16 protein-coding genes are annotated in these 18721 nt (G+C 68.5%); 9 read left to right on the top strand and 7 right to left on the bottom strand.

Annotation, left to right across the window (positions count from 1 at the left end):
• Positions 1 to 37 precede the first annotated feature (37 nt).
• Complete coding sequence (gene queA / locus BLS50_RS05105; protein ID WP_074801220.1) at positions 38 to 1105, bottom strand: tRNA preQ1(34) S-adenosylmethionine ribosyltransferase-isomerase QueA; 1068 nt, start codon at positions 1103 to 1105, stop codon at positions 38 to 40.
• 167 nt (positions 1106 to 1272) lie between these two features.
• Here queA and recG point away from each other — a divergent pair, with 167 nt between their 5' ends.
• From recG to ubiA, 7 genes are all read left to right on the top strand, one after another.
• On the top strand, positions 1273 to 3594 hold the full coding sequence (recG, locus tag BLS50_RS05100) for an ATP-dependent DNA helicase RecG (RefSeq protein ID WP_074801217.1): 2322 nt from the start codon (positions 1273 to 1275) through the stop codon (positions 3592 to 3594).
• Positions 3595 to 3741: 147 nt separating this feature from the next.
• A complete protein-coding gene (locus BLS50_RS05095) occupies positions 3742 to 4701 on the top strand; it encodes a LysR substrate-binding domain-containing protein (RefSeq protein WP_006476864.1) in 960 nt (319 codons plus the stop codon).
• A gap of 405 nt (positions 4702 to 5106) precedes the next feature.
• Entirely contained in the window at positions 5107 to 5232 is a 126-nt protein-coding gene (locus tag BLS50_RS36265) for a hypothetical protein (protein ID WP_256333940.1), read from the top strand.
• A 99-nt stretch (positions 5233 to 5331) separates the two neighbouring features.
• Positions 5332 to 7518, top strand: a complete 2187-nt coding sequence (gene katG / locus BLS50_RS05090) for a catalase/peroxidase HPI (protein ID WP_074801214.1) — start codon at positions 5332 to 5334, stop codon at positions 7516 to 7518.
• 102 nt (positions 7519 to 7620) lie between these two features.
• Entirely contained in the window at positions 7621 to 7767 is a 147-nt protein-coding gene (locus BLS50_RS35870) for a hypothetical protein (RefSeq protein ID WP_164728307.1), read from the top strand.
• A 119-nt stretch (positions 7768 to 7886) separates the two neighbouring features.
• A complete protein-coding gene (dpsA, locus tag BLS50_RS05085; protein ID WP_074801211.1) occupies positions 7887 to 8375 on the top strand; it encodes a non-specific DNA-binding protein DpsA in 489 nt (162 codons plus the stop codon).
• Positions 8376 to 8581: 206 nt separating this feature from the next.
• Entirely contained in the window at positions 8582 to 9445 is an 864-nt protein-coding gene (gene ubiA, locus BLS50_RS05080; RefSeq protein ID WP_050011786.1) for a 4-hydroxybenzoate octaprenyltransferase, read from the top strand.
• Positions 9446 to 9546: 101 nt separating this feature from the next.
• On the opposite strand, the gene proC is transcribed toward ubiA, so the two are convergent.
• The 6 genes from proC to BLS50_RS05050 all read right to left on the bottom strand — a co-directional run bounded on the left by proC (position 9547) and on the right by BLS50_RS05050 (position 16700).
• Positions 9547 to 10359 (bottom strand): pyrroline-5-carboxylate reductase, encoded by an 813-nt coding sequence (gene proC / locus BLS50_RS05075; protein WP_074801207.1) that lies wholly within the window; start codon positions 10357 to 10359, stop codon positions 9547 to 9549.
• Positions 10360 to 10412: 53 nt separating this feature from the next.
• Positions 10413 to 11111, bottom strand: a complete 699-nt coding sequence (locus BLS50_RS05070) for a YggS family pyridoxal phosphate-dependent enzyme (protein ID WP_012327932.1) — start codon at positions 11109 to 11111, stop codon at positions 10413 to 10415.
• Positions 11112 to 11250: 139 nt separating this feature from the next.
• Entirely contained in the window at positions 11251 to 12477 is a 1227-nt protein-coding gene (glcF, locus tag BLS50_RS05065) for a glycolate oxidase subunit GlcF (protein WP_006476859.1), read from the bottom strand.
• A 7-nt stretch (positions 12478 to 12484) separates the two neighbouring features.
• Positions 12485 to 13573: a glycolate oxidase subunit GlcE gene (glcE, locus tag BLS50_RS05060; RefSeq protein ID WP_006476858.1), complete on the bottom strand. Its 1089-nt coding sequence runs from the start codon at positions 13571 to 13573 to the stop codon at positions 12485 to 12487.
• A gap of 185 nt (positions 13574 to 13758) precedes the next feature.
• Positions 13759 to 15252 (bottom strand): FAD-linked oxidase C-terminal domain-containing protein, encoded by a 1494-nt coding sequence (locus BLS50_RS05055; protein WP_006497501.1) that lies wholly within the window; start codon positions 15250 to 15252, stop codon positions 13759 to 13761.
• 38 nt (positions 15253 to 15290) lie between these two features.
• Positions 15291 to 16700, bottom strand: a complete 1410-nt coding sequence (locus BLS50_RS05050; RefSeq protein WP_074801204.1) for an FAD-binding oxidoreductase — start codon at positions 16698 to 16700, stop codon at positions 15291 to 15293.
• Positions 16701 to 16836: 136 nt separating this feature from the next.
• Between BLS50_RS05050 and BLS50_RS05045 the strand changes: the two genes are divergently transcribed.
• Both BLS50_RS05045 and hmpA read left to right on the top strand, forming a co-directional pair.
• Positions 16837 to 17388, top strand: coding sequence for a cob(I)yrinic acid a,c-diamide adenosyltransferase (locus BLS50_RS05045; RefSeq protein ID WP_006476854.1), 552 nt, complete (start codon positions 16837 to 16839; stop codon positions 17386 to 17388).
• Between the two features lie 94 nt (positions 17389 to 17482).
• On the top strand, positions 17483 to 18691 hold the full coding sequence (gene hmpA / locus BLS50_RS05040) for an NO-inducible flavohemoprotein (RefSeq protein WP_074801201.1): 1209 nt from the start codon (positions 17483 to 17485) through the stop codon (positions 18689 to 18691).
• Positions 18692 to 18721: the final 30 nt, after the last annotated feature.

Here is an 18721-nt window from a genome sequence, read left to right as displayed (position 1 = left end):
GCCATCGTGTGCATCGAGCCGATGCTGTCGGCTGCGCTTACGCGCCCGACGCCTCCGGCGTGTCGCGCCGCATGAGCAGCATCGCGTCGCCGTAGCTGAAGAAGCGGTAGCGTTCTTCGATCGCGTGCCGGTACGCGGCGCGGATCGTCTCGACGCCCGCGAACGCGGACACCAGCATCAGCAGCGTCGACTTCGGCAGGTGGAAGTTCGTCACGAGCCGGTCGACCACGCGGAAACGGTAGCCGGGCGTGATGAAGATGTCGGTCTCGGCCTGCGTCGCCGCGAGCGGACGACCGGCCTCGTCGGCGCTGCGCGCCGCGGCTTCGAGCGCGCGCATCGACGTCGTGCCGACCGCGATCACGTTGCCGCCGCGCGCGCGGGTCGCGGCGATCTTGTCGACGAGCGACTGCGGCAGGTCGTACCACTCGCTGTGCATCTTGTGCTCGGCGATGTTCTCGACGCGCACCGGCTGGAACGTGCCGGCGCCGACGTGCAGCGTCAGCGTCGCGCGCTCGACGCCCATCGCGTCGAGCTTCTCCAGCAGCGGCTGGTCGAAATGAAGCCCGGCCGTGGGCGCGGCGACCGCGCCCGGGTTGCTCGCATAGACGGTCTGGTAGCGCGTCTCGTCGGTGGCATCGGCGTCGTGCTCGATGTACGGCGGCAGCGGCAGCCGGCCGTGCTGCTCGATCAGGTCGAGGCACGGCGCGGGGAAGTGCAGCGTGAAGAACGGCTCGACGCGCTCGCCGACCGTCACGTCGAACGCGTCGGCCAGGCGCAGCGTCGTGCCGGCGCCCGGCGACTTGCTCGCGCGGATCTGCGCGAGCGCCGTGTGCGTGCCGGTCACGCGCTCGATCAGCACCTCGATCTTGCCGCCGCTGGCCTTCTGGCCGAAGAAACGCGCCTTCAGCACCTTGGTATCGTTGAACACCAGCAGGTCGCCCGGCGCGATGCACGACGGCAGCTCGGCGAAATGGCGGTCGACGAGGCGCGCGGGCGCGACGCTGCCGTCGACCTCGAGCAGGCGGCTCGCGGTGCGATCGGGCAGCGCGGTTTGGGCAATCAGCTCGGGCGGCAGATTGAAATCGAAATCGGAAAGCGTGAACATGCGGGCTGGTTCGAAGCGGCCGGCGGGCGTCGCCGGCAGGGCGGAAACGCGTAATCGGGGCGCGCGAGCCGCTATGATGACGGGATGCGCGGCCTGGCCGGCGTCGTTCGTTCGGACGACGTGAAAGCCGCTATTGTACTTGCCTTGCGAAGCACCCAGACGATCCGATGCCTGTGTCACCACGCCGTTCCCCCGCTGCCGTTGCCGATTCCGCCGATCCGTTCGACGCGGACGATGCCGCGTCGCCCGCGCCGTCCGCATCAGGCCCCGGCGCCCGCCGCGCCGGCCCGAAGCGCGGCGCCGACGGCCGGCTCGCGCAGCCCGCGGCCGCCGCGGCCGCCGCGCCCGACGCCGAACCGGGCGCGGACGGCGACGAAGCGGGCGCATCCGGCACGAAGCGCAAGAAGAAGCCGGCCGCCGACAAGCCCGTGAAAACCGCCGACAAGCTCGCGAAGCTCGGCCTCACGCGTTCGATCGATCTCGTGCTGCATCTGCCGATGCGCTACGAGGACGAGACCACGCTCACGCCGATCGGCGAGTTGCTGCCGGGCGGCATCGCGCAGACCGAAGGCGTCGTGTTCGACAACGAGGTCGCGTACCGGCCGCGCCGCCAACTCGTCGTGAAGATCCAGGACGACGACGGCGAGCAGCTCGTGCTGCGCTTCCTGAACTTCTACGGGTCGCAGGTCAAGCAGATGGCCGTCGGCCAGCGGCTGCGCGTGCGCGGCGACGTGCGCGGCGGCTTTTTCGGGATGGAGATGGTGCATCCGGCCGTGCGCGTCGTCGAAGCCGATGCGCCGCTGCCGCAGGTGCTCACGCCGGTCTACCCGAGCACGGCCGGCGTGTCGCAGGCGTATCTGCGCAAGGCGATCGAGAACGCGGTCGAGCGCACGCCGCTGCCCGAACTGCTGCCACCCGAGATCCAGCGCGATTACCTGAAGCCGCTCGACGTGCCGACGCTCGAGCAGGCGGTGCGCATCCTGCATCACCCGCGCGTCGATTCCGACGAAGCCGCGCTGATGGACGGTTCGCACCCGGCATGGACGCGCATCAAGTTCGAGGAACTGCTCGCGCAGCAGTTGTCGCTGAAGCGCGCGCACGAGGAGCGCCGCACGCGCGCCGCGCCCGCGATGCCGCGTCGCACCGCGACCGATACCGATGCGCTGACCACGCGCCTGTACGCGGCGCTGCCGTTCACGCTGACGGGCGCGCAGGCGCGCGTCGTCGACGAGATCGCGCACGACCTCACGCTCGCGCACCCGATGCAGCGGCTGCTGCAGGGCGACGTCGGCAGCGGCAAGACGGTCGTCGCGGCGCTGGCCGCCACGCAGGCGATCGACGCCGGCTACCAGGCCGCGCTGATGGCGCCCACCGAAATCCTCGCGGAGCAGCATGCGCGCAAGCTGCGCGCGTGGCTCGAGCCGCTCGGCGTCACGGTCGCGTGGCTCGCGGGCAGCCTGAAGGCGAAGGAAAAGCGCGCGGCGATCGAGGCGGCCGCGCTCGGCACCGCGCAGCTCGTGATCGGCACGCACGCGATCATCCAGGACACGGTCGAATTCGCGCGGCTCGGCCTCGTGATCGTCGACGAGCAGCACCGCTTCGGCGTCGAGCAGCGTCTCGCGCTGCGCGCGAAGGCCGCGAACGCGGCCAACGGCGCACGCGACTTTCAGCCGCACCAGCTGATGATGTCGGCCACGCCGATCCCGCGCACGCTCGCGATGACGTATTACGCCGATCTCGAGGTGTCGACGATCGACGAGTTGCCGCCCGGTCGCACGCCGGTGCTGACGCGGCTGGTGGGCGACGCGCGGCGCGAAGAAGTGATCGCCCGCGTGCGCGAGGCCGCGCTGACCGGGCGCCAGGTGTACTGGGTATGCCCGCTGATCGAGGAGAGCGAGACGCTGCAGCTGCAGACGGCCGTCGAAACCTACGAGACGCTCGCCGCGGCGCTGCCCGAACTGAAGGTCGGGCTCGTGCACGGCCGGCTGTCGCCGGCCGACAAGGCGGCCGTGATGGAGGCGTTCACGCGCAACGAAGTGCAGCTGCTGGTCGCGACGACGGTGATCGAGGTCGGCGTCGACGTGCCGAACGCGTCGCTGATGGTGATCGAGCACGCGGAGCGCTTCGGCCTCGCGCAGTTGCACCAGCTGCGCGGCCGGGTCGGGCGCGGCACCGCGGCGTCGGTGTGCGTGCTGCTGTACACCGGGCCGCTGTCGCTCACCGGCCGCGAGCGGCTGAAGACGATGCGCGAGACGACCGACGGCTTCGAGATCGCGCGGCGCGACCTCGAAATCCGCGGGCCCGGCGAATTCCTCGGCGCGCGCCAGTCGGGCGCGGCGATGCTGCGCTTTGCGAATCTCGAGACCGACGGCTGGCTGATCGACCCGGCCCGCGAGGCCGCGGCGCGGCTGATTGCCGCGTACCCCGAGGTTGTCACGCAGCATCTCGCGCGCTGGCTCGGTGCGCGCGAACAGTATCTGAAGGCCTGATCGACCGGCTCGGGGCCGGATCGAAAGCCGCCCGTCGACGCCAATTCGACGCCAATCGACGCATCGCGATGCAGAGAAACTTGGCGAACCGGTGCCAACAGGTGTATAAATTAAACCTATCGCCTGTATATCTCTGATTGACCCACAATGACGCTGACTGAATTGAAATACATCGTCGCGGTTGCGCGCGAGCGGCATTTCGGCCGCGCGGCCGAAGCATGCTTCGTGAGCCAGCCGACGCTGTCGGTGGCGATCAAGAAGCTCGAAGACGAGCTCAACGTGCAGATTTTCGAGCGCGGCGCGAGCGAAGTGAGCGTGACGCCGATCGGCGACCAGATCGTGACCCAGGCGCAGCGCGTGCTCGAGCAGACCTTCGCGATCAAGGAGATCGCGAAGCAGGGCAAGGACCCGCTGGTCGGCCCGTTCCGCCTCGGCGTGATCTACACGATCGGGCCGTATCTGTTGCCGACGCTCGTCAAGCAGATGATCCAGCGTGTTCCGCAGATGCCGCTGATGCTGCAGGAGAACTACACGCTGAAGCTGCTCGAACTGCTGAAGCAGGGCGAGATCGACGCCGCGATCATGGCGCTGCCGTTCCCCGAAACCGGCCTGATGGTGCGGCCGCTGTACGACGAGCCGTTCGTCGTCGCGCTGCCGGCCGGCCATCCGTGGGAGAAGCGCGACGAAATCGACGCCGAGGACCTGAAGCAGGAAACCATGCTGCTGCTCGGCAACGGCCACTGCTTCCGCGATCACGTGCTGGGCGTGTGTCCGGAACTGATGCGCTTCTCGCAGACGGCCGACGGCATCCAGAAGACCTTCGAGGGCTCGTCGCTCGAAACCATTCGCCACATGGTCGCGAGCGGCGTCGGCATCACCGTGCTGCCGCGGATGTCGGTCGCCGAGGTCGGTCCGCGCGCGAACGGCCCGGATGCCGAGTTGCTGTCGTACGTGCCGTTCAACGAGCCGGTGCCCGATCGCCGCGTGGTGCTCGTATGGCGCAAGAGCTTCACGCGGATGCCCGCGATCGACGCGATCAGCGACGCGATTGCCGCATGCGAGCTGCCGGGCGTCGCGAAGCTCGACATGCCGGCCACGATGAACTGACACTGAGGCGGCTGCGCATGTCCACATGGCAGCGTGATGAACGGGGTCTTGCGACCCCGTTTATTTTTTCCTATCGCATAGATGAAATTTATCAAATTCAAATAATCGATAGATATAGATAGAATCCTCTACATGGATCGGCGTCAAGTCGACGTGCGGTCGGTGCGGGATGCACGATGAATGCAAGCGTCAAAGGAGGATGTCATGATGCGGTCGGTATTGCAGCACGCGCAGCGGAACGTCCCGTCGCGTGACATGGTCGTACATCGCGCCAGGGCGGCGGTTCGCAGCCTGCGTCCGATTGCGTTCGCGTACCTGGCGGACCGTGTGTATGGCGGATGAGTGCCGCCGCACCGGTCGTGTGTTCCCCCGATTAACTGCCGTCGAGCCATGAGGGAGCATTGCATGTCCGATACACGCAGAACCACCCGCCTCGCCGGCACGACGACCGCCGGCAGCCGCTTCCCCGAGCGCCCCTGCGGCGCGTCGCAGCGGGAACGCGGGTCGCAGGCCGCGCACGACGTCCCGTAGTACGACCGGAGGAACCGCCTGTTCCGTTTCATCCCCCGCAATGCTCCACGAACCGCGCCCGGCACGTGGGGGCCTACGAGCAAGACAAGGAGAAAAAGCATGTCGAACGAAACGAAGTGCCCGTTCAACCACACCGCAGGCAGCGGCACGACGAACAAGGACTGGTGGCCGAATCAGCTGAACCTCAACGTCCTGCATCGGCATTCGGCGCTGTCCGATCCGATGGACCCGGATTTCGACTACGCCGAGGCGTTCAAGAAGCTGGATCTCGCGGCAGTGAAGCAGGACCTGCACGCGCTGATGACGACGTCGCAGGACTGGTGGCCGGCCGACTTCGGCCACTACGGCGGCCTGTTCGTGCGCATGGCATGGCATAGCGCCGGCACGTACCGCACGGCCGACGGCCGCGGCGGCGCGGGCGGCGGGCAGCAGCGCTTCGCGCCGCTCAACAGCTGGCCGGACAACGTCAGCCTCGACAAGGCGCGCCGCCTGCTGTGGCCGATCAAGCAGAAATACGGCCGCAACATCTCGTGGGCCGACCTGCTGATCCTGACCGGCAACGTCGCGCTCGAATCGATGGGCTTCAAGACGTTCGGCTATGCCGGCGGCCGCGCCGACACGTGGGAACCGGACGACGTCTACTGGGGCTCGGAAAAGATCTGGCTGGAACTGAGCGGCGGTCCGAACAGCCGCTACACGGGCAAGCGCGAGCTCGAAAGCCCGCTCGCCGCGGTGCAGATGGGCCTCATCTACGTGAACCCGGAAGGCCCGGACGGCAACCCCGACCCGGTCGCTGCCGCGCACGACATCCGCGAGACGTTCGCGCGGATGGCGATGAACGACGAGGAAACGGTCGCGCTGATCGCGGGCGGCCATACGTTCGGCAAGACGCACGGCGCCGGCCCGGCCTCGAACGTCGGCCCCGAGCCGGAAGCCGCGGGCATCGAGCAGCAGGGCCTCGGCTGGAAGAGCACGTTCGGCACGGGCAAGGGCAAGGACACGATCACGAGCGGCCTCGAAGTCACGTGGACCTCGACGCCGACGAAGTGGAGCAACGACTTCTTCAAGCACCTGTTCAGCTACGAGTGGGAGCTCACGAAGAGCCCGGCCGGCGCGCACCAGTGGGTCGCGAAGGACGCCGGCGAAGTGATTCCCGATGCGTACGACGCGTCGAAGAAGCATCGTCCGACGATGCTGACGACCGACCTGTCGCTGCGCTTCGACCCGGCCTACGAAAAGATCTCGCGCCGCTTCTACGAGAACCCGGCCGAATTCGCCGACGCGTTCGCTCGCGCGTGGTTCAAGCTCACGCACCGCGACATGGGCCCGCGAGCCCGCTATCTCGGCCCGGACGTGCCGGCGGAACACCTGCTGTGGCAGGACCCGATTCCGGCCGTCGATCACCCGCTGATCGACGCCGCCGACGTCGCCGCGCTGAAGGCGAAGGTGCTGGCCACAGGCCTGTCGGTGTCGCAGCTCGTGTCGACCGCATGGGCGTCGGCGGCCACGTTCCGCGGTTCGGACAAGCGCGGCGGCGCGAACGGTGCGCGTATCCGCCTCGCGCCGCAGAAGGACTGGGAAGTGAACCAGCCGGCGGCGCTGGCGGCGGTGCTCGAAACGCTCGAAGGCGTGCAGAAGGCGTTCAACGATGCTCAGACGGACGGCAAGAAGGTGTCGCTGGCCGACCTGATCGTGCTGGCCGGTGTGGCCGCCGTCGAGCAGGCGGCGAAGAGCGCGGGTGTCGCGATCACGGTGCCGTTCGCGCCGGGCCGGATGGATGCGTCGCAGGACGAAACCGACGTCGACGCGATGGCCGTGCTCGAGCCGCTCGCCGACGGGTTCCGCAACTACCTGAAGAGCGCGTACAAGACGCCGGCCGAGGCGCTGCTGGTCGACAAGGCCCAGCTGCTGACGTTGACGGCGCCGGAGATGACCGTGCTGGTCGGCGGCTTGCGCGTGCTCGGCGCGAACGTCGGCGACTCGAAGCACGGGGTGTTCACCGATCGTCCGGGCACGCTGTCGAACGACTTCTTCGCGAACCTGCTCGACATGGGCACGGAGTGGAAGCCGGTGTCGGCCGCGAACGACGTGTTCGAAGGGCGTGATCGCGCGACGGGCGCAGTCAAGTGGACCGGCACGCGCGTCGACCTGATCTTCGGCTCGCACTCGCAACTGCGCGCGCTGGCCGAGGTGTACGGCAGCGCGGATGCGCAGGAGAAGTTCGTGCGCGACTTCGTCGCCGCCTGGAACAAGGTGATGAACCTCGACCGCTTCGACCTCGCATGAACCTGGCCGCATCCTGATGCGGTGATGCAGTAACGTGAAACGGCCGGTCCAGCGACCGGCCGTTTCTTCTCTGAACGATGTCTTGTCAAAGGAGTGACGACCATGACGCAAATGATGCTCGACATGCGTGCCGCAGCGTCGCCCATTCTGCGATCGCCGGGCGAGCTGGCGCGCTACGTCGTCGGCTTCGCGATCGTCGTCGGCGGGGCGGTGGAGCTGGTCTCGCAGGCGCTGCACGCGCTCGCGTAGTGCGACGATGGATTCGCGACGCTAGACTGGCGAGTCGCGAACGGATGCCGCGCGACGCGGCATGCGGATTGCTCGACGCATTTTCGCCGGTTCAACATTTCGAATGAGGAGTCCCGAAGATGGCCAAGAAAGGCAACGCCACGCAGATCAACATCGGTATCAGCGACAAGGACCGCAAGAACATCGCGGACGGCCTGTCGCGCCTGCTCGCCGATACCTTTTCGCTGTACCTGAAGACCCACAATTTCCACTGGAACGTGACCGGACCGATGTTCAACACGCTGCACCTGATGTTCGAGGAGCAGTACAACGAACTGTGGCTCGCGGTCGATTCCGTCGCCGAGCGCATTCGCACGCTGGGCGTCGTCGCGCCCGGCACGTTCGGCGAATTCGCGAAACTGTCGTCGGTGCAGGAAGCGAAGGGCGTGCCGGCCGCCGAGGAGATGATCCGCCAGCTCGTCGAAGGGCACGAGACGGTGGTGCGCACCGCGCGCGAAATTTTCCCGATCGCCGACGCGGCGAGCGACGAGCCGACCGCCGACCTGCTGACGCAGCGCCTGCAGACGCATGAAAAGACCGCATGGATGCTGCGGTCGCTGCTCGCGTAAGCCCGGTGCGGCCGGAGACGGCAGGCCGGCCCGATTGGTGGTGGCACTGAATCTGTCCCCTGATTAACGTATGCCGCTGCCGGCCGCGCATAGCGGGCTACGGCGGCCCGCCGGCCCGCCGCGGCTACCGGCTGAGGGTCGCGCCGACATGACGCGAAGCACCGCTCGGCTCTAAAATGCCGGGATTCTCTTCCCGGTGCTTCGCCATGCTTGCCCGCTTTCCCCTGTATCTGCGGCTCGTCCGGATGGACAAGCCGATCGGCAGCCTGCTGCTGCTGTGGCCGACGCTCAACGCGCTGTGGATCGCGTCGGACGGTCACCCGCGCTGGCCGCTGCTCGTGATCTTCACGCTCGGCACGCTGCTGATGCGCTCGGCCGGCTGCGCGATGAACGACTACGCCGACCGCGATTTCGACCGCCACGTGAAGCGCACGGCCGACCGGCCGCTGACGTCGGGCAAGATCCGCGCATGGGAAGCCGTCGCGATCGCGGTCGGGCTGTCGTTCATCGCGTTCCTGCTGATCCTGCCGCTCAATACGCTGACCAAGGAATTGTCGGTGGTCGCGCTGTTCGTCGCCGGCTCCTACCCGTTCATGAAGCGCTTCTTCGCGATTCCGCAGGCGTATCTGGGCATCGCGTTCGGCTTCGGCATCCCGATGGCGTTCGCGGCCGTGCAGGACACGGTGCCGATGCTGGCGTGGGTGATGCTGGTCGCGAACATCTTCTGGTCGGTCGCGTACGACACCGAATACGCGATGGTCGATCGCGACGACGACATCAAGATCGGCATCCGCACGTCCGCGCTGACGTTCGGCCGTTTCGACGTCGCTGCCGTGATGGCGTGCTACGCGGCGACGCTCGGCATCTACGTGTGGATCGGCGTGACGCTCGGCTTCGGCCTCGCGTACTGGGCGGGCTGGGCGGCGGCGGTCGGCTGCGCGCTCTATCACTACACGCTGATCAAGGATCGCGAACGAATGCCGTGCTTCGCGGCGTTTCGCCACAACAACTGGCTGGGCGGCGTGCTGTTCGCGGGCATCGCCGTGCATTACCTGCTGGCGGGCAACTGAACGGCACACCGCGCGTACTTGCGCGCGGCGCCAACGAAAAAGCGACCTGACGGTCGCTTTTTTTACGTCTCGCGCCGGCACGACCGGCGCCGCCGTCACGCTTACGCGCGGCCGAGTTCGTCGCCCATTTCCTTCGCGCGCGCTTCGGCCGCGAGGGCGCCGCGCACGATCGCTTCCTTCACGCCCTGCGCGTCGAATGCCGCGAGCGCGGCGGCCGTCGTGCCGCCCTTCGACGTCACGCGTTCGCGCAGCACGCTCGCCGGTTCGCCCGATTGCGCGGCCAGTTGCGCGGCGCCGGTGAACGTCGCGACCGCGAGCGCACGGCCCTGCTCGTCGTTCATGCCGAGGCGGCGCGCGGCTTCCTGCAGCGCTTCGATGAAATAGAACACGTACGCCGGGCCGCTGCCCGAAATCGCGGTGACCGCGTCGAGCTGCGCTTCGTCGTCGAACCACACGATCTCGCCGACCGCACCGAGCACGCTCGACGCGAGTTCGCGGCCGGCGGCGTCGACGCCCGGCAGCGCGGCCAGGCCCGTCACGCCCATGCCGACCAGCGCGGGCGTGTTCGGCATCGTGCGCACGACGCGCGCGTAGCCGCCGAGCCAGCGGGTGAGATCCGTGCCGCGGATGCCGGCCGCGATGCTGATCACGAGTTGCGACTTCAGGTGCGGCGCGAGCGCTTGCGCGACGTCGTTCAGCACCTGCGGCTTCACCGCGAGCACGATCGCGTCGTAATCGGCGAGCGTCGCGTCGATGGCCGCGCCGGTGCGGATGCCGAATTGCTGCGCGGCGCGCGCGCGGACGTCTTCGTTGACGTCGATGGCATACAGGCCGTCCGCGGCGACGCCGCGCTTGATCAGGCCGCCGATCAGGGCCGCGGCCATGTTGCCGCCGCCGATGAATGCGATTTTCATGATGTCGGGAATGAGCGAGTGAGTGAACGGAAAGGCGGAAAAGGGCGCGGCGTTCAGTGCGCGTAATCGCGCGCGCCGAAGATCGCGGTGCCGACGCGCACGATCGTCGCGCCTTCGAGCACGGCCGCGTCGAGATCGGCGGACATGCCCATCGACAGCGTGTCGAGCGGCAGGCCGTCGGCGCGCAACGTGTCGAACAACGCGCGCAGTGCGCGATGCGGCGCGCGTTGCGCGTCGGTGTCGTCGGCCGGTTCGGGAATCGCCATCAGGCCGCGCAGCCGCAGCGACGGCAGCGCGGCGACCGCCCGCGCGACCTCGGCCACGTCGGCCGGCGCGACGCCGCTCTTCGACGCCTCGCCGCTGATGTTGACCTGCACGCACACGTTGAGCGGTGGCAGGTGCGCGGGGCGCTGTTCCGACAGGCGCTGCGCGATCTTCAGCCGGTCGACCGAATGGACCCAGTCGAAGCGCTCGGCGACGGGGCGCGTCTTGTTCGATTGCAGCGGGCCGATGAAATGCCATTCGAGGCTCGCGCGCAGGTCGGCGAGCGCGTCGATCTTGTCGATCGACTCCTGCACGTAGTTCTCGCCGAACGCATGCTGCCCGGCCGCATGCGCGGCGCGTACGTCGTCGGCCGGGAACGTCTTCGACACGGCGAGCAGCGAGACGGTGGCGGGATCGCGGCCGGCCGCGCGGGCGGCGTCGGCGATGCGGCGGTGAACGGAGGCGAGGCGGGCGGCGAGATCGGACATGACGGGCACGAGAGCAGGCACAGGAGCAGCACGGGAAGCGGGCATGAAGCCGATGCGCCGCGACACGCGGCGCATCGATCCGCTCATTATACGGACGCCGCGCGTGCGCCCGTCCACCCGTTGCGCGCCGGGACGAGGCCTAGCCGTACAGCAAATGCTCGACGAGCTGGACCCAGTGGGCGACCGGCACCTGCGTGCCGCTCTGCAGGTGCGCGATGCAGCCGATGTTGCCGGACACGATCATCTGCGGCTCGAGCGCCTGCAGCTTCAGCAGCTTCTGCTTGCGCAACCGGTACGACAGCGACGGCTGCGTCAGCGAGTAGGTGCCGGCCGAGCCGCAGCACAGGTGGCTGTCGGCCGGCAGCCGCACGTCGATGCCGAGCGTCTCCAGCAGGCGCTCGACCTTGCCGCGCGACTGCTGGCCGTGCTGCAGCGTGCACGGCGGGTGATAGGCGACCGTATGGATCGCGCGGCGCCGCGCGATCGTCGCGAGTTCGGCCTCGAACGCGAGCAGCACGTCGGAGACGTCGCGCGTCAGCGACACGATGCGCTGCGCCTTCTCCGCGTAGGCCGGATCGTCGCGCAGCAGGTGCGCGTATTCGAGCACCGTCGCGCCGCAGCCCGACGCGTTCATCACGATCGCCTCGACGCCCTGTTCGACGTGGGGCCACCATGCGTCTATGTTGCGGCGCGCGTCGTCGAGCGCTTCGTCGTGATAGTTCAGGTGCAGGCGGATCGCGCCGCAGCAGCCCGCGTCGGGCGCGACGACCGTCTCGATGCCGAGCGCGTCGAGCACGCGCGCGGTCGCGATGTTGATGTTCGGCAGCATCGACGGCTGCACGCAGCCGCCGAGCATCAGCATCTTGCGCGGATGCGTGCGATGCGGCCATTCGAGCAGCCGCGTGCGCGGCGGCACCTTGTCGCGCAGCCGCTTCGGCAGCAGCGGCCGCACGTGCTGGCCGAGCCGCATCATCGGCGAGAACAGCGCCGCGTTCGGCACGACGCTCGCGAGCACGCGGCGCATCAGCCGCTGCTGCGCGGGGCGCTCCACCTGCGCCTCGACGTGCTTGCGCCCGATCTCGACGAGCCGGCCGTACTGGACGCCGGACGGGCAGGTCGTCTCGCAACTGCGGCACGTGAGGCAGCGGTCGAGATGCTGTTGCGTGCTGCGCGTGACGGGTGCGCCTTCGACCATCTGCTTGATCAGGTAGATGCGGCCGCGCGGGCCGTCGAGTTCATCGCCGAGCAGTTGATAGGTCGGGCAGGTCGCGGTGCAGAACCCGCAGTGCACGCACTTGCGCAGGATCGCGTCGGCCTCGTCGCCGTCGGGCGTATTGCGGATGAAATCGGCGAGATTCGTTTGCATCCAGCCCTCAGAGCTCAGGGTAAAGCCGGCCGCGATTGAAGATGCGCGCGGGATCGAACGCGCTCTTCAGCCCGCGGTGGATTTTCATCATCGGCGCGGGCAGCGGCGTGAACACGCCCGCGCTGCGGTCGTAGGTGTCGCCCGCGCGGAACAGCGTCGCATGGCCGCCGGCCTGTTTCGCGCTCATGCGCACGGTTTGCGCGTCGGCGTCGGTGATCCACCAGCGCTGCGCGCCGCCCCATTCCATCAACTGGGTGCCGGGCAGGTGCATCGGTTCGGTGATCGACGGCAGCGACAGGCGCCACAGCGCATAGCCGGGCGGGATGCCGTTGAAGAACGGGTCGGTATGCTCGCGCAGGCCGGACCAGAAGCGTTCGGCCTCGACCGCGTCGACGACTTCGCCGCCGAGCAGCGTCTTCGCGGATTTCACGGCGGCTTCCGCGCCCGACAGGCGCAGCACGAGCGTGCCGTTGCGCCACGCGCTCGCGCTGACCGGCAGCGGATGGCCGCCCCATTCGTTGAGCTTGCGCACCGCGTCGGTCGCGGTCATCTCGAACTTCAGCGTGACCTCGGCGACGGGCATCGGCAGCACCTTGATCGACAGGTCGAGCATCAGCCCGAGCGTACCGAGCGCGCCGGCCATCAGCCGCGACACGTCGTAGCCGGCGACGTTCTTCACGACCTGCCCGCCGAAGCGCAGCATTTCGCCGCGGCCGTTCATCAGCGTGGTGCCGAGCACGAAATCGCGCGGGGCGCCGCAGGTGGCGCGGCGCGGGCCCGCGAGGCCGGCCGCGACGCAGCCGCCGACGGTGGCCGTGCGGCCGAAGTGCGGCGGCTCGAACGGCAGCATCTGGCCGCACTCGGCGAGGGCGGTTTCCAGTTGCGCGAGCGGCGTGCCCGCGCGGACCGTGACGACGAGTTCGGCCGGGTCGTACGACACGATGCCCTGAAACGCACGCGTGTCGAGTATTTCGCCCTCGAGCGCCTGGCCGTACCAGTCCTTGGTGCCGCCGCCGCGAATCCGCAGCGGCCGGCCGTCGGCACTGGCGGCGCGGATGCGCTCGGCCCATCCGGCGACGATGTCGTCCTCTTCCATGTCCTGTTGCTTTCTCGTCTCGTTGTTCGGTCGATTGTACCGGGGTGGCGCGATTCCACATCGCGACTATCCCTAAGCCCCGTATCGGATGCGGCCGGCCGGCGGCGGCGCCCGAACGCGTCGAGCGGGCGCGGCAGACCCCCGCACCACGGCCGCCGGTGCGGGCCGCGACCCGCGCGCGCCGCTCAGAAGCGCGGCAGGTCGGGGTGCGGCAACAGCCCGCCGCGCACGTGCTGGCGACCGTATTCGGCGCAGCGCGCGCGGGTCGGGATGCCCTTGTCCGGATTCAGCAGCCCGGCCGGATCGAATGCGCGCTTGACCGCGAAGAACGCGTCGCGCTCCTGCGGCGAGAACTGCACGCACATCGAATTGAGTTTTTCGATGCCGACACCGTGCTCGCCGGTCACACTGCCGCCGAATTCCACGCAGCATTCGAGGATTTCCGCGCCGAACTGCTCGGCGCGGTGCAACTCGTCCGGATCGTTCGCGTTGTACAGGATCAGCGGATGCATGTTGCCGTCGCCCGCATGGAACACGTTGATGCAGCGCAGCCCGTAGCGGGTTTCGAGCTGCTCGATGCGCGCGAGCAGCGGGCCGATCGCGCGGCGCGGCACGGTGCCGTCCATGCAGTAGTAATCGGCGGAAATGCGCCCGGCGGCCGGAAACGCGTTCTTGCGGCCGGACCAGAACCGCAGCCGCTCGTGTTCGTTGCGCGACACCTGGATGCGCGTCGCGCCGTGTTCGCGCAGCACGGCCGTCATCCGCACGATTTCCTCGGCGACTTCTTCCGGCGTGCCGTCCGATTCGCACAGCAGGATCGCCTTCGCGTCGAGGTCGTAGCCCGCGTGCGTGAACGCCTCGACCGCTTGCGTGGCGGGCTTGTCCATCATCTCGAGCCCGGCCGGGATGATGCCCGACGCGATGATCGCCGCCACCGCCTCGCCGCCCTTGACGACGTCGTCGAAGCTCGCCATCACGAGCTGCGCGGTCTGCGGCTTCGGAATCAGCCGTACCGTGACCTCGGTGACGATCGCGAACATCCCTTCGCTGCCGATCATCACGGCGAGCAGGTCGAGGCCCGGCATGTCGAGCGCGAGCGAGCCGAATTCGACCACCTCGCCGTCGATCGTCACCGCGCGCACGCGCATCACGTTGTGCACGGTCAGACCGTATTTCAGGCAGTGGACACCGCCGGAATTTTCCGCGACGTTGCCGCCGATCGTGCAGGCGATCTGCGACGACGGATCGGGCGCGTAATACAGGCCGTACGGCGCGGCCGCCTCCGAGATCGCGAGGTTGCGCACGCCGGGCTGCACGGTCGCGGTGCGCGCGTACGGATCGACTTCGACGATGCGCGTGAAGCGTGCGAGCGACAGCACGACGCCGAGCGCGATCGGCAGCGCGCCGCCCGACAGGCTCGTGCCGGCGCCGCGCGGCACGATCGGCACTTCCATGCGGCGGCAGATCTGCACGATCCGCTGCACCTGCGACTCCGTTTCGGGCAGCGCGACCGCGAGCGGCAGCCGGCGGTACGCGGACAGGCCATCGCATTCGTACGGCGCGGTGTCCTCGTCGCGGTACAGCAGGCAGTGCGTCGGCAGTACGGCCATCAGCGCCTGCACGACTTCGCGCTGACGCTGCGCGCGTGCGGCGCTCGACAGTTCGACGGGAGCGTTCATGAGGTCTCCTGCGTGCGGCGCGAGCTCGCGCCGCCGGGTCAGCACGTGAAAATCTTGCCTGGATTCATCAGGTTGCGCGGATCGAGCGCGAGCTTGATCGCGCGCATCGTGTCGATCGCGTTGTCGCCGTGCTCCTTCGGCAGGAAGCGCATCTTGTGCAGCCCGATGCCGTGCTCGCCCGTGCAGGTGCCGCCCAGCCGCAGCGCGCGCTCGACGATCCGGTCGTTGATGTGCTCGGCTTCGGCGAGTTCCTCGGGCTTGTCGGGATCGATCAGGATCGCGACGTGGAAATTGCCGTCGCCGACGTGGCCGACGATCGGGCAGGGCAGCGACGACGCGCGCAGGTCGACCTCGGTTTCCTCGACGCACGCGGCGAGCTGCGAGATCGGCACGCACACGTCGGTCGTCACCGCGCGGCAGCCGGGCTTCAGCTGCAGCATCGCGAAGTACGCGTTGTGGCGCGCGGACCAGAGCCGCGTGCGATCCTCGGGGCGGGTCGCCCATTCGAAGCCCTGGCCGGCGTTCTGGCCGGCGAGCGCCTGTACGAGCTCGGCCTGTTCCTTCACGCCGGCCTCGGTGCCGTGGAATTCGAAGAACAGCGTCGGTGCTTCGGTCAGCGTCAGGTTCGAGTGGCGGTTGATCGAGCGCACCGCGAGCGCATCGACGAATTCGACGCGCGCGATCGGCACGCTGATCTGGATCGTCTCGATCACCGTGCGCACCGCGTCGCCCATCGTCGGGAACGTGCAGATCGCGGCCGACACGGCTTCGGGCAGCGGGTGCAGGCGCAGCGTGATTTCGGTGATCACGCCGAGCGTGCCTTCGGACCCGACGAACAGGCGCGTGAGGTCGTAGCCGGCCGACGACTTGCGCGCGCGGGAACCGGTTTTGACCACGCGGCCGTCCGCGAGCACCGCGGTCAGGCCGAGGACGTTCTCGCGCATCGTGCCGTAGCGGACGGCGTTGGTGCCCGATGCACGGGTCGCGGTCATCCCGCCGATGCTGGCGTCGGCGCCCGGATCGATCGGAAAGAACAGGCCGGTGTCGCGCAGCGCTTCGTTGAGCGCCTTGCGCGTGATGCCGGGCTCGACCGTCACGGTCAGGTCCTCGGCGTTGATCGATAGCACCCGGTTCATTTCCGACAAATCGAGCGACACGCCGCCGCGCACCGCCAGCAGGTGGCCTTCGAGCGACGAACCGGCGCCGTACGGGATCAGCGGCACGCTGTAGAGCGAACACAGCGACACGACTTCGCGCACGTCGTCGGTGCTGCGCGCGAACACGACGGCGTCGGGCAGTTGCGGATCGAACGGGGATTCGTCGCGGCCGTGATGGGCGCGGACCGCGTCGGCGGTCGACACGCGCTCGCCGAAGGCGGCGCGCAGCGCATCGAGCATGGCGGGAGGCAGCGGGCGGCGCGTGGCGGCCGGCGGGGCAGGGTGATTCACGAATGTCTCCTGACTGCTTGTCGAACTGTCGGCCCATTCTACGCTGTAACGTCCGCTGCGCCTCCCGCCGCGGGCTGCGATAATCGCGTTCCAGCCAACCGGGCCGCATGGCGGCCGCGCACGAGAGGACATTCGCATGGGCAACCGCTTGAGCAAGATCGCGACGCGCACGGGCGACGACGGCACCACCGGCCTCGGCGACGGACGGCGCATCGGCAAGGACGACGCGCGGATCGCCGCGATCGGCGACGTCGACGAACTGAACTCGAATCTCGGCGTGCTGCTGGCCGAGATGCTGCCGGACGACGTGCGCACGGCGCTCGTCACGATTCAGCACGACCTGTTCGATCTCGGCGGCGAGCTGTGCATTCCCGGCCACGCGGTGCTCGACGACACGCATCTCGCCCGCCTCGACCGGTGGCTTGCCGACTACAACGCGACGCTGCCGCCGCTGAAGGAGTTCATCCTGCCGGCCGGCTCGCGCGCGGCGTCGCTCGCGCACGTCTGCCGAACCGTGTGCCGCCGCGCGGAGCGCTCGATCGTCGCGCTCGGGCGCGGCGACACGCTCAATGATGCACCGCGGCGGTACGTGAACCGGCTGTCCGACCTGCTGTTCGTGCTGGCGCGCGTGCTGAACCGCGCCGACGGCGGAACCGACGTGCTATGGGAGCGCGGGCGCGTCCGCTAGCCTGCCGTCACGTTTTTGCGCACTGCGACAATTTGACCGGCGAGCGTTTATTTTTAAACATGTATTGTTTATGCATGTTTAACGGAGAACGAACATGACCCACATCACCGCTGACCAGATGGCCCGTGTGAAGACCACCGCCCCCGTCCTTGCCGAGCACGGCGCGACGATCACGAAGCATTTCTATCAGCGCATGTTCGCGCGTCATCCGGAACTGAAAAACCTGTTCAACCAGACGCACCAGAAGACCGGCAGCCAGCCCGAGACGCTCGCGAAGGCCGTTTATGCGTATGCGGCGAACATCGACAACCTCGGTGCGCTGGGCGGCGCGGTGTCGCGCATCTCGCACAAGCACGCGAGCCTGAACATCCGCCCCGAGCATTACCCGATCGTCGGCGAGAACCTGCTCGCATCGATCGTCGAAGTGCTCGGCGACGCGGTCGATGCCGACACGCTCGAGGCATGGCGTGTCGCGTACGGCCAGCTCGCGCAGATCCTGATCGGCGCCGAGGCCGATCTGTACGCGAACGCCGCGTGGAGCGGCTTCCGCCCGTTCAGGGTCGCGCGCAAGGTGCGTGAAAGCGACGAGATCACGTCGTTCTACCTGACGCCGGCCGACGGCGGCGCGGCGCCGACGTTCGAGCCGGGCCAGTACATCACGGTGAAGCGCTTCGTCGGCGATCTCGGCGTCGACCAGCCGCGCCAGTACAGTCTCTCGGATGCGCCCCACGGCAAATGGCTGCGCATCTCGGTGAAGCGTGAGGCCGGCAAGCCGGAAGCGATTCCGGCCGGCAAGGTGTCGACGCTGATGCATGACGGCGTCGAAGAGGGCGCGATCGTCGAAGTGACCGCGCCGATGGGCGACTTCTCGCTGAAGCGCGACGTGGATACGCCGGTCGTGCTGATCTCGGGCGGCGTCGGCATCACGCCGATGATGTCGATGGCGTCGACGCTGATCGCGGCGGGCAGCCCGCGCGACGTGCGGTTCATTCACGCCTGCCGTTCGGGTGCCGTGCACGCGTTCCGCGACTGGCTGAACGACACCGTCGGCGAGCACGCGAACGTCAAGCGCACGGTGCTGTACGAGCTGGTCGGCCCGAACGATTGCGCCGGCATCGACCACGACCTCGAAGGGCGCCTCACGCCGGAGCGCGTGAAGCACTACGCGCTGGTACCGGATGCCGATTACTACATCTGCGGGCCGGTCGCGTTCATGAGGGCGCAGCGCGACGCGCTCGTCGCGCTCGGCGTCGCGCCGGAACGCGTGAACACCGAGATCTTCGGGTCGGGCGCGCTCGAGTGAGGTACCGGCGGCCGGTCTCGGCCAACGCAA

The sequence above is a fragment of the Burkholderia orbicola genome, from assembly GCF_900100915.1.
Classification (GTDB): Bacteria; Pseudomonadota; Gammaproteobacteria; order Burkholderiales; family Burkholderiaceae; genus Burkholderia; species Burkholderia orbicola.
Note: the sequence above shows the minus strand (reverse complement) of the source record. Positions and strands in the feature narration are given on the sequence as shown.

Bases quoted from the DNA above. Each gene is read 5' to 3' on its own strand.
- queA (WP_074801220.1), bottom strand. From the start codon at position 1,105: ATGTTCACGCTTTCCGATTTCGATTTCAATCTGCCGCCCGAGCTGATT.
- recG (WP_074801217.1), top strand. From the start codon at position 1,273: ATGCCTGTGTCACCACGCCGTTCCCCCGCTGCCGTTGCCGATTCCGCC.
- BLS50_RS05095 (WP_006476864.1), top strand. From the start codon at position 3,742: ATGACGCTGACTGAATTGAAATACATCGTCGCGGTTGCGCGCGAGCGG.
- BLS50_RS36265 (WP_256333940.1), top strand. From the start codon at position 5,107: ATGTCCGATACACGCAGAACCACCCGCCTCGCCGGCACGACGACCGCC.
- katG (WP_074801214.1), top strand. From the start codon at position 5,332: ATGTCGAACGAAACGAAGTGCCCGTTCAACCACACCGCAGGCAGCGGC.
- BLS50_RS35870 (WP_164728307.1), top strand. From the start codon at position 7,621: ATGACGCAAATGATGCTCGACATGCGTGCCGCAGCGTCGCCCATTCTG.
- dpsA (WP_074801211.1), top strand. From the start codon at position 7,887: ATGGCCAAGAAAGGCAACGCCACGCAGATCAACATCGGTATCAGCGAC.
- ubiA (WP_050011786.1), top strand. From the start codon at position 8,582: ATGCTTGCCCGCTTTCCCCTGTATCTGCGGCTCGTCCGGATGGACAAG.
- proC (WP_074801207.1), bottom strand. From the start codon at position 10,359: ATGAAAATCGCATTCATCGGCGGCGGCAACATGGCCGCGGCCCTGATC.
- BLS50_RS05070 (WP_012327932.1), bottom strand. From the start codon at position 11,111: ATGTCCGATCTCGCCGCCCGCCTCGCCTCCGTTCACCGCCGCATCGCC.
- glcF (WP_006476859.1), bottom strand. From the start codon at position 12,477: ATGCAAACGAATCTCGCCGATTTCATCCGCAATACGCCCGACGGCGAC.
- glcE (WP_006476858.1), bottom strand. From the start codon at position 13,573: ATGGAAGAGGACGACATCGTCGCCGGATGGGCCGAGCGCATCCGCGCC.
- BLS50_RS05055 (WP_006497501.1), bottom strand. From the start codon at position 15,252: ATGAACGCTCCCGTCGAACTGTCGAGCGCCGCACGCGCGCAGCGTCAG.
- BLS50_RS05045 (WP_006476854.1), top strand. From the start codon at position 16,837: ATGGGCAACCGCTTGAGCAAGATCGCGACGCGCACGGGCGACGACGGC.
- hmpA (WP_074801201.1), top strand. From the start codon at position 17,483: ATGACCCACATCACCGCTGACCAGATGGCCCGTGTGAAGACCACCGCC.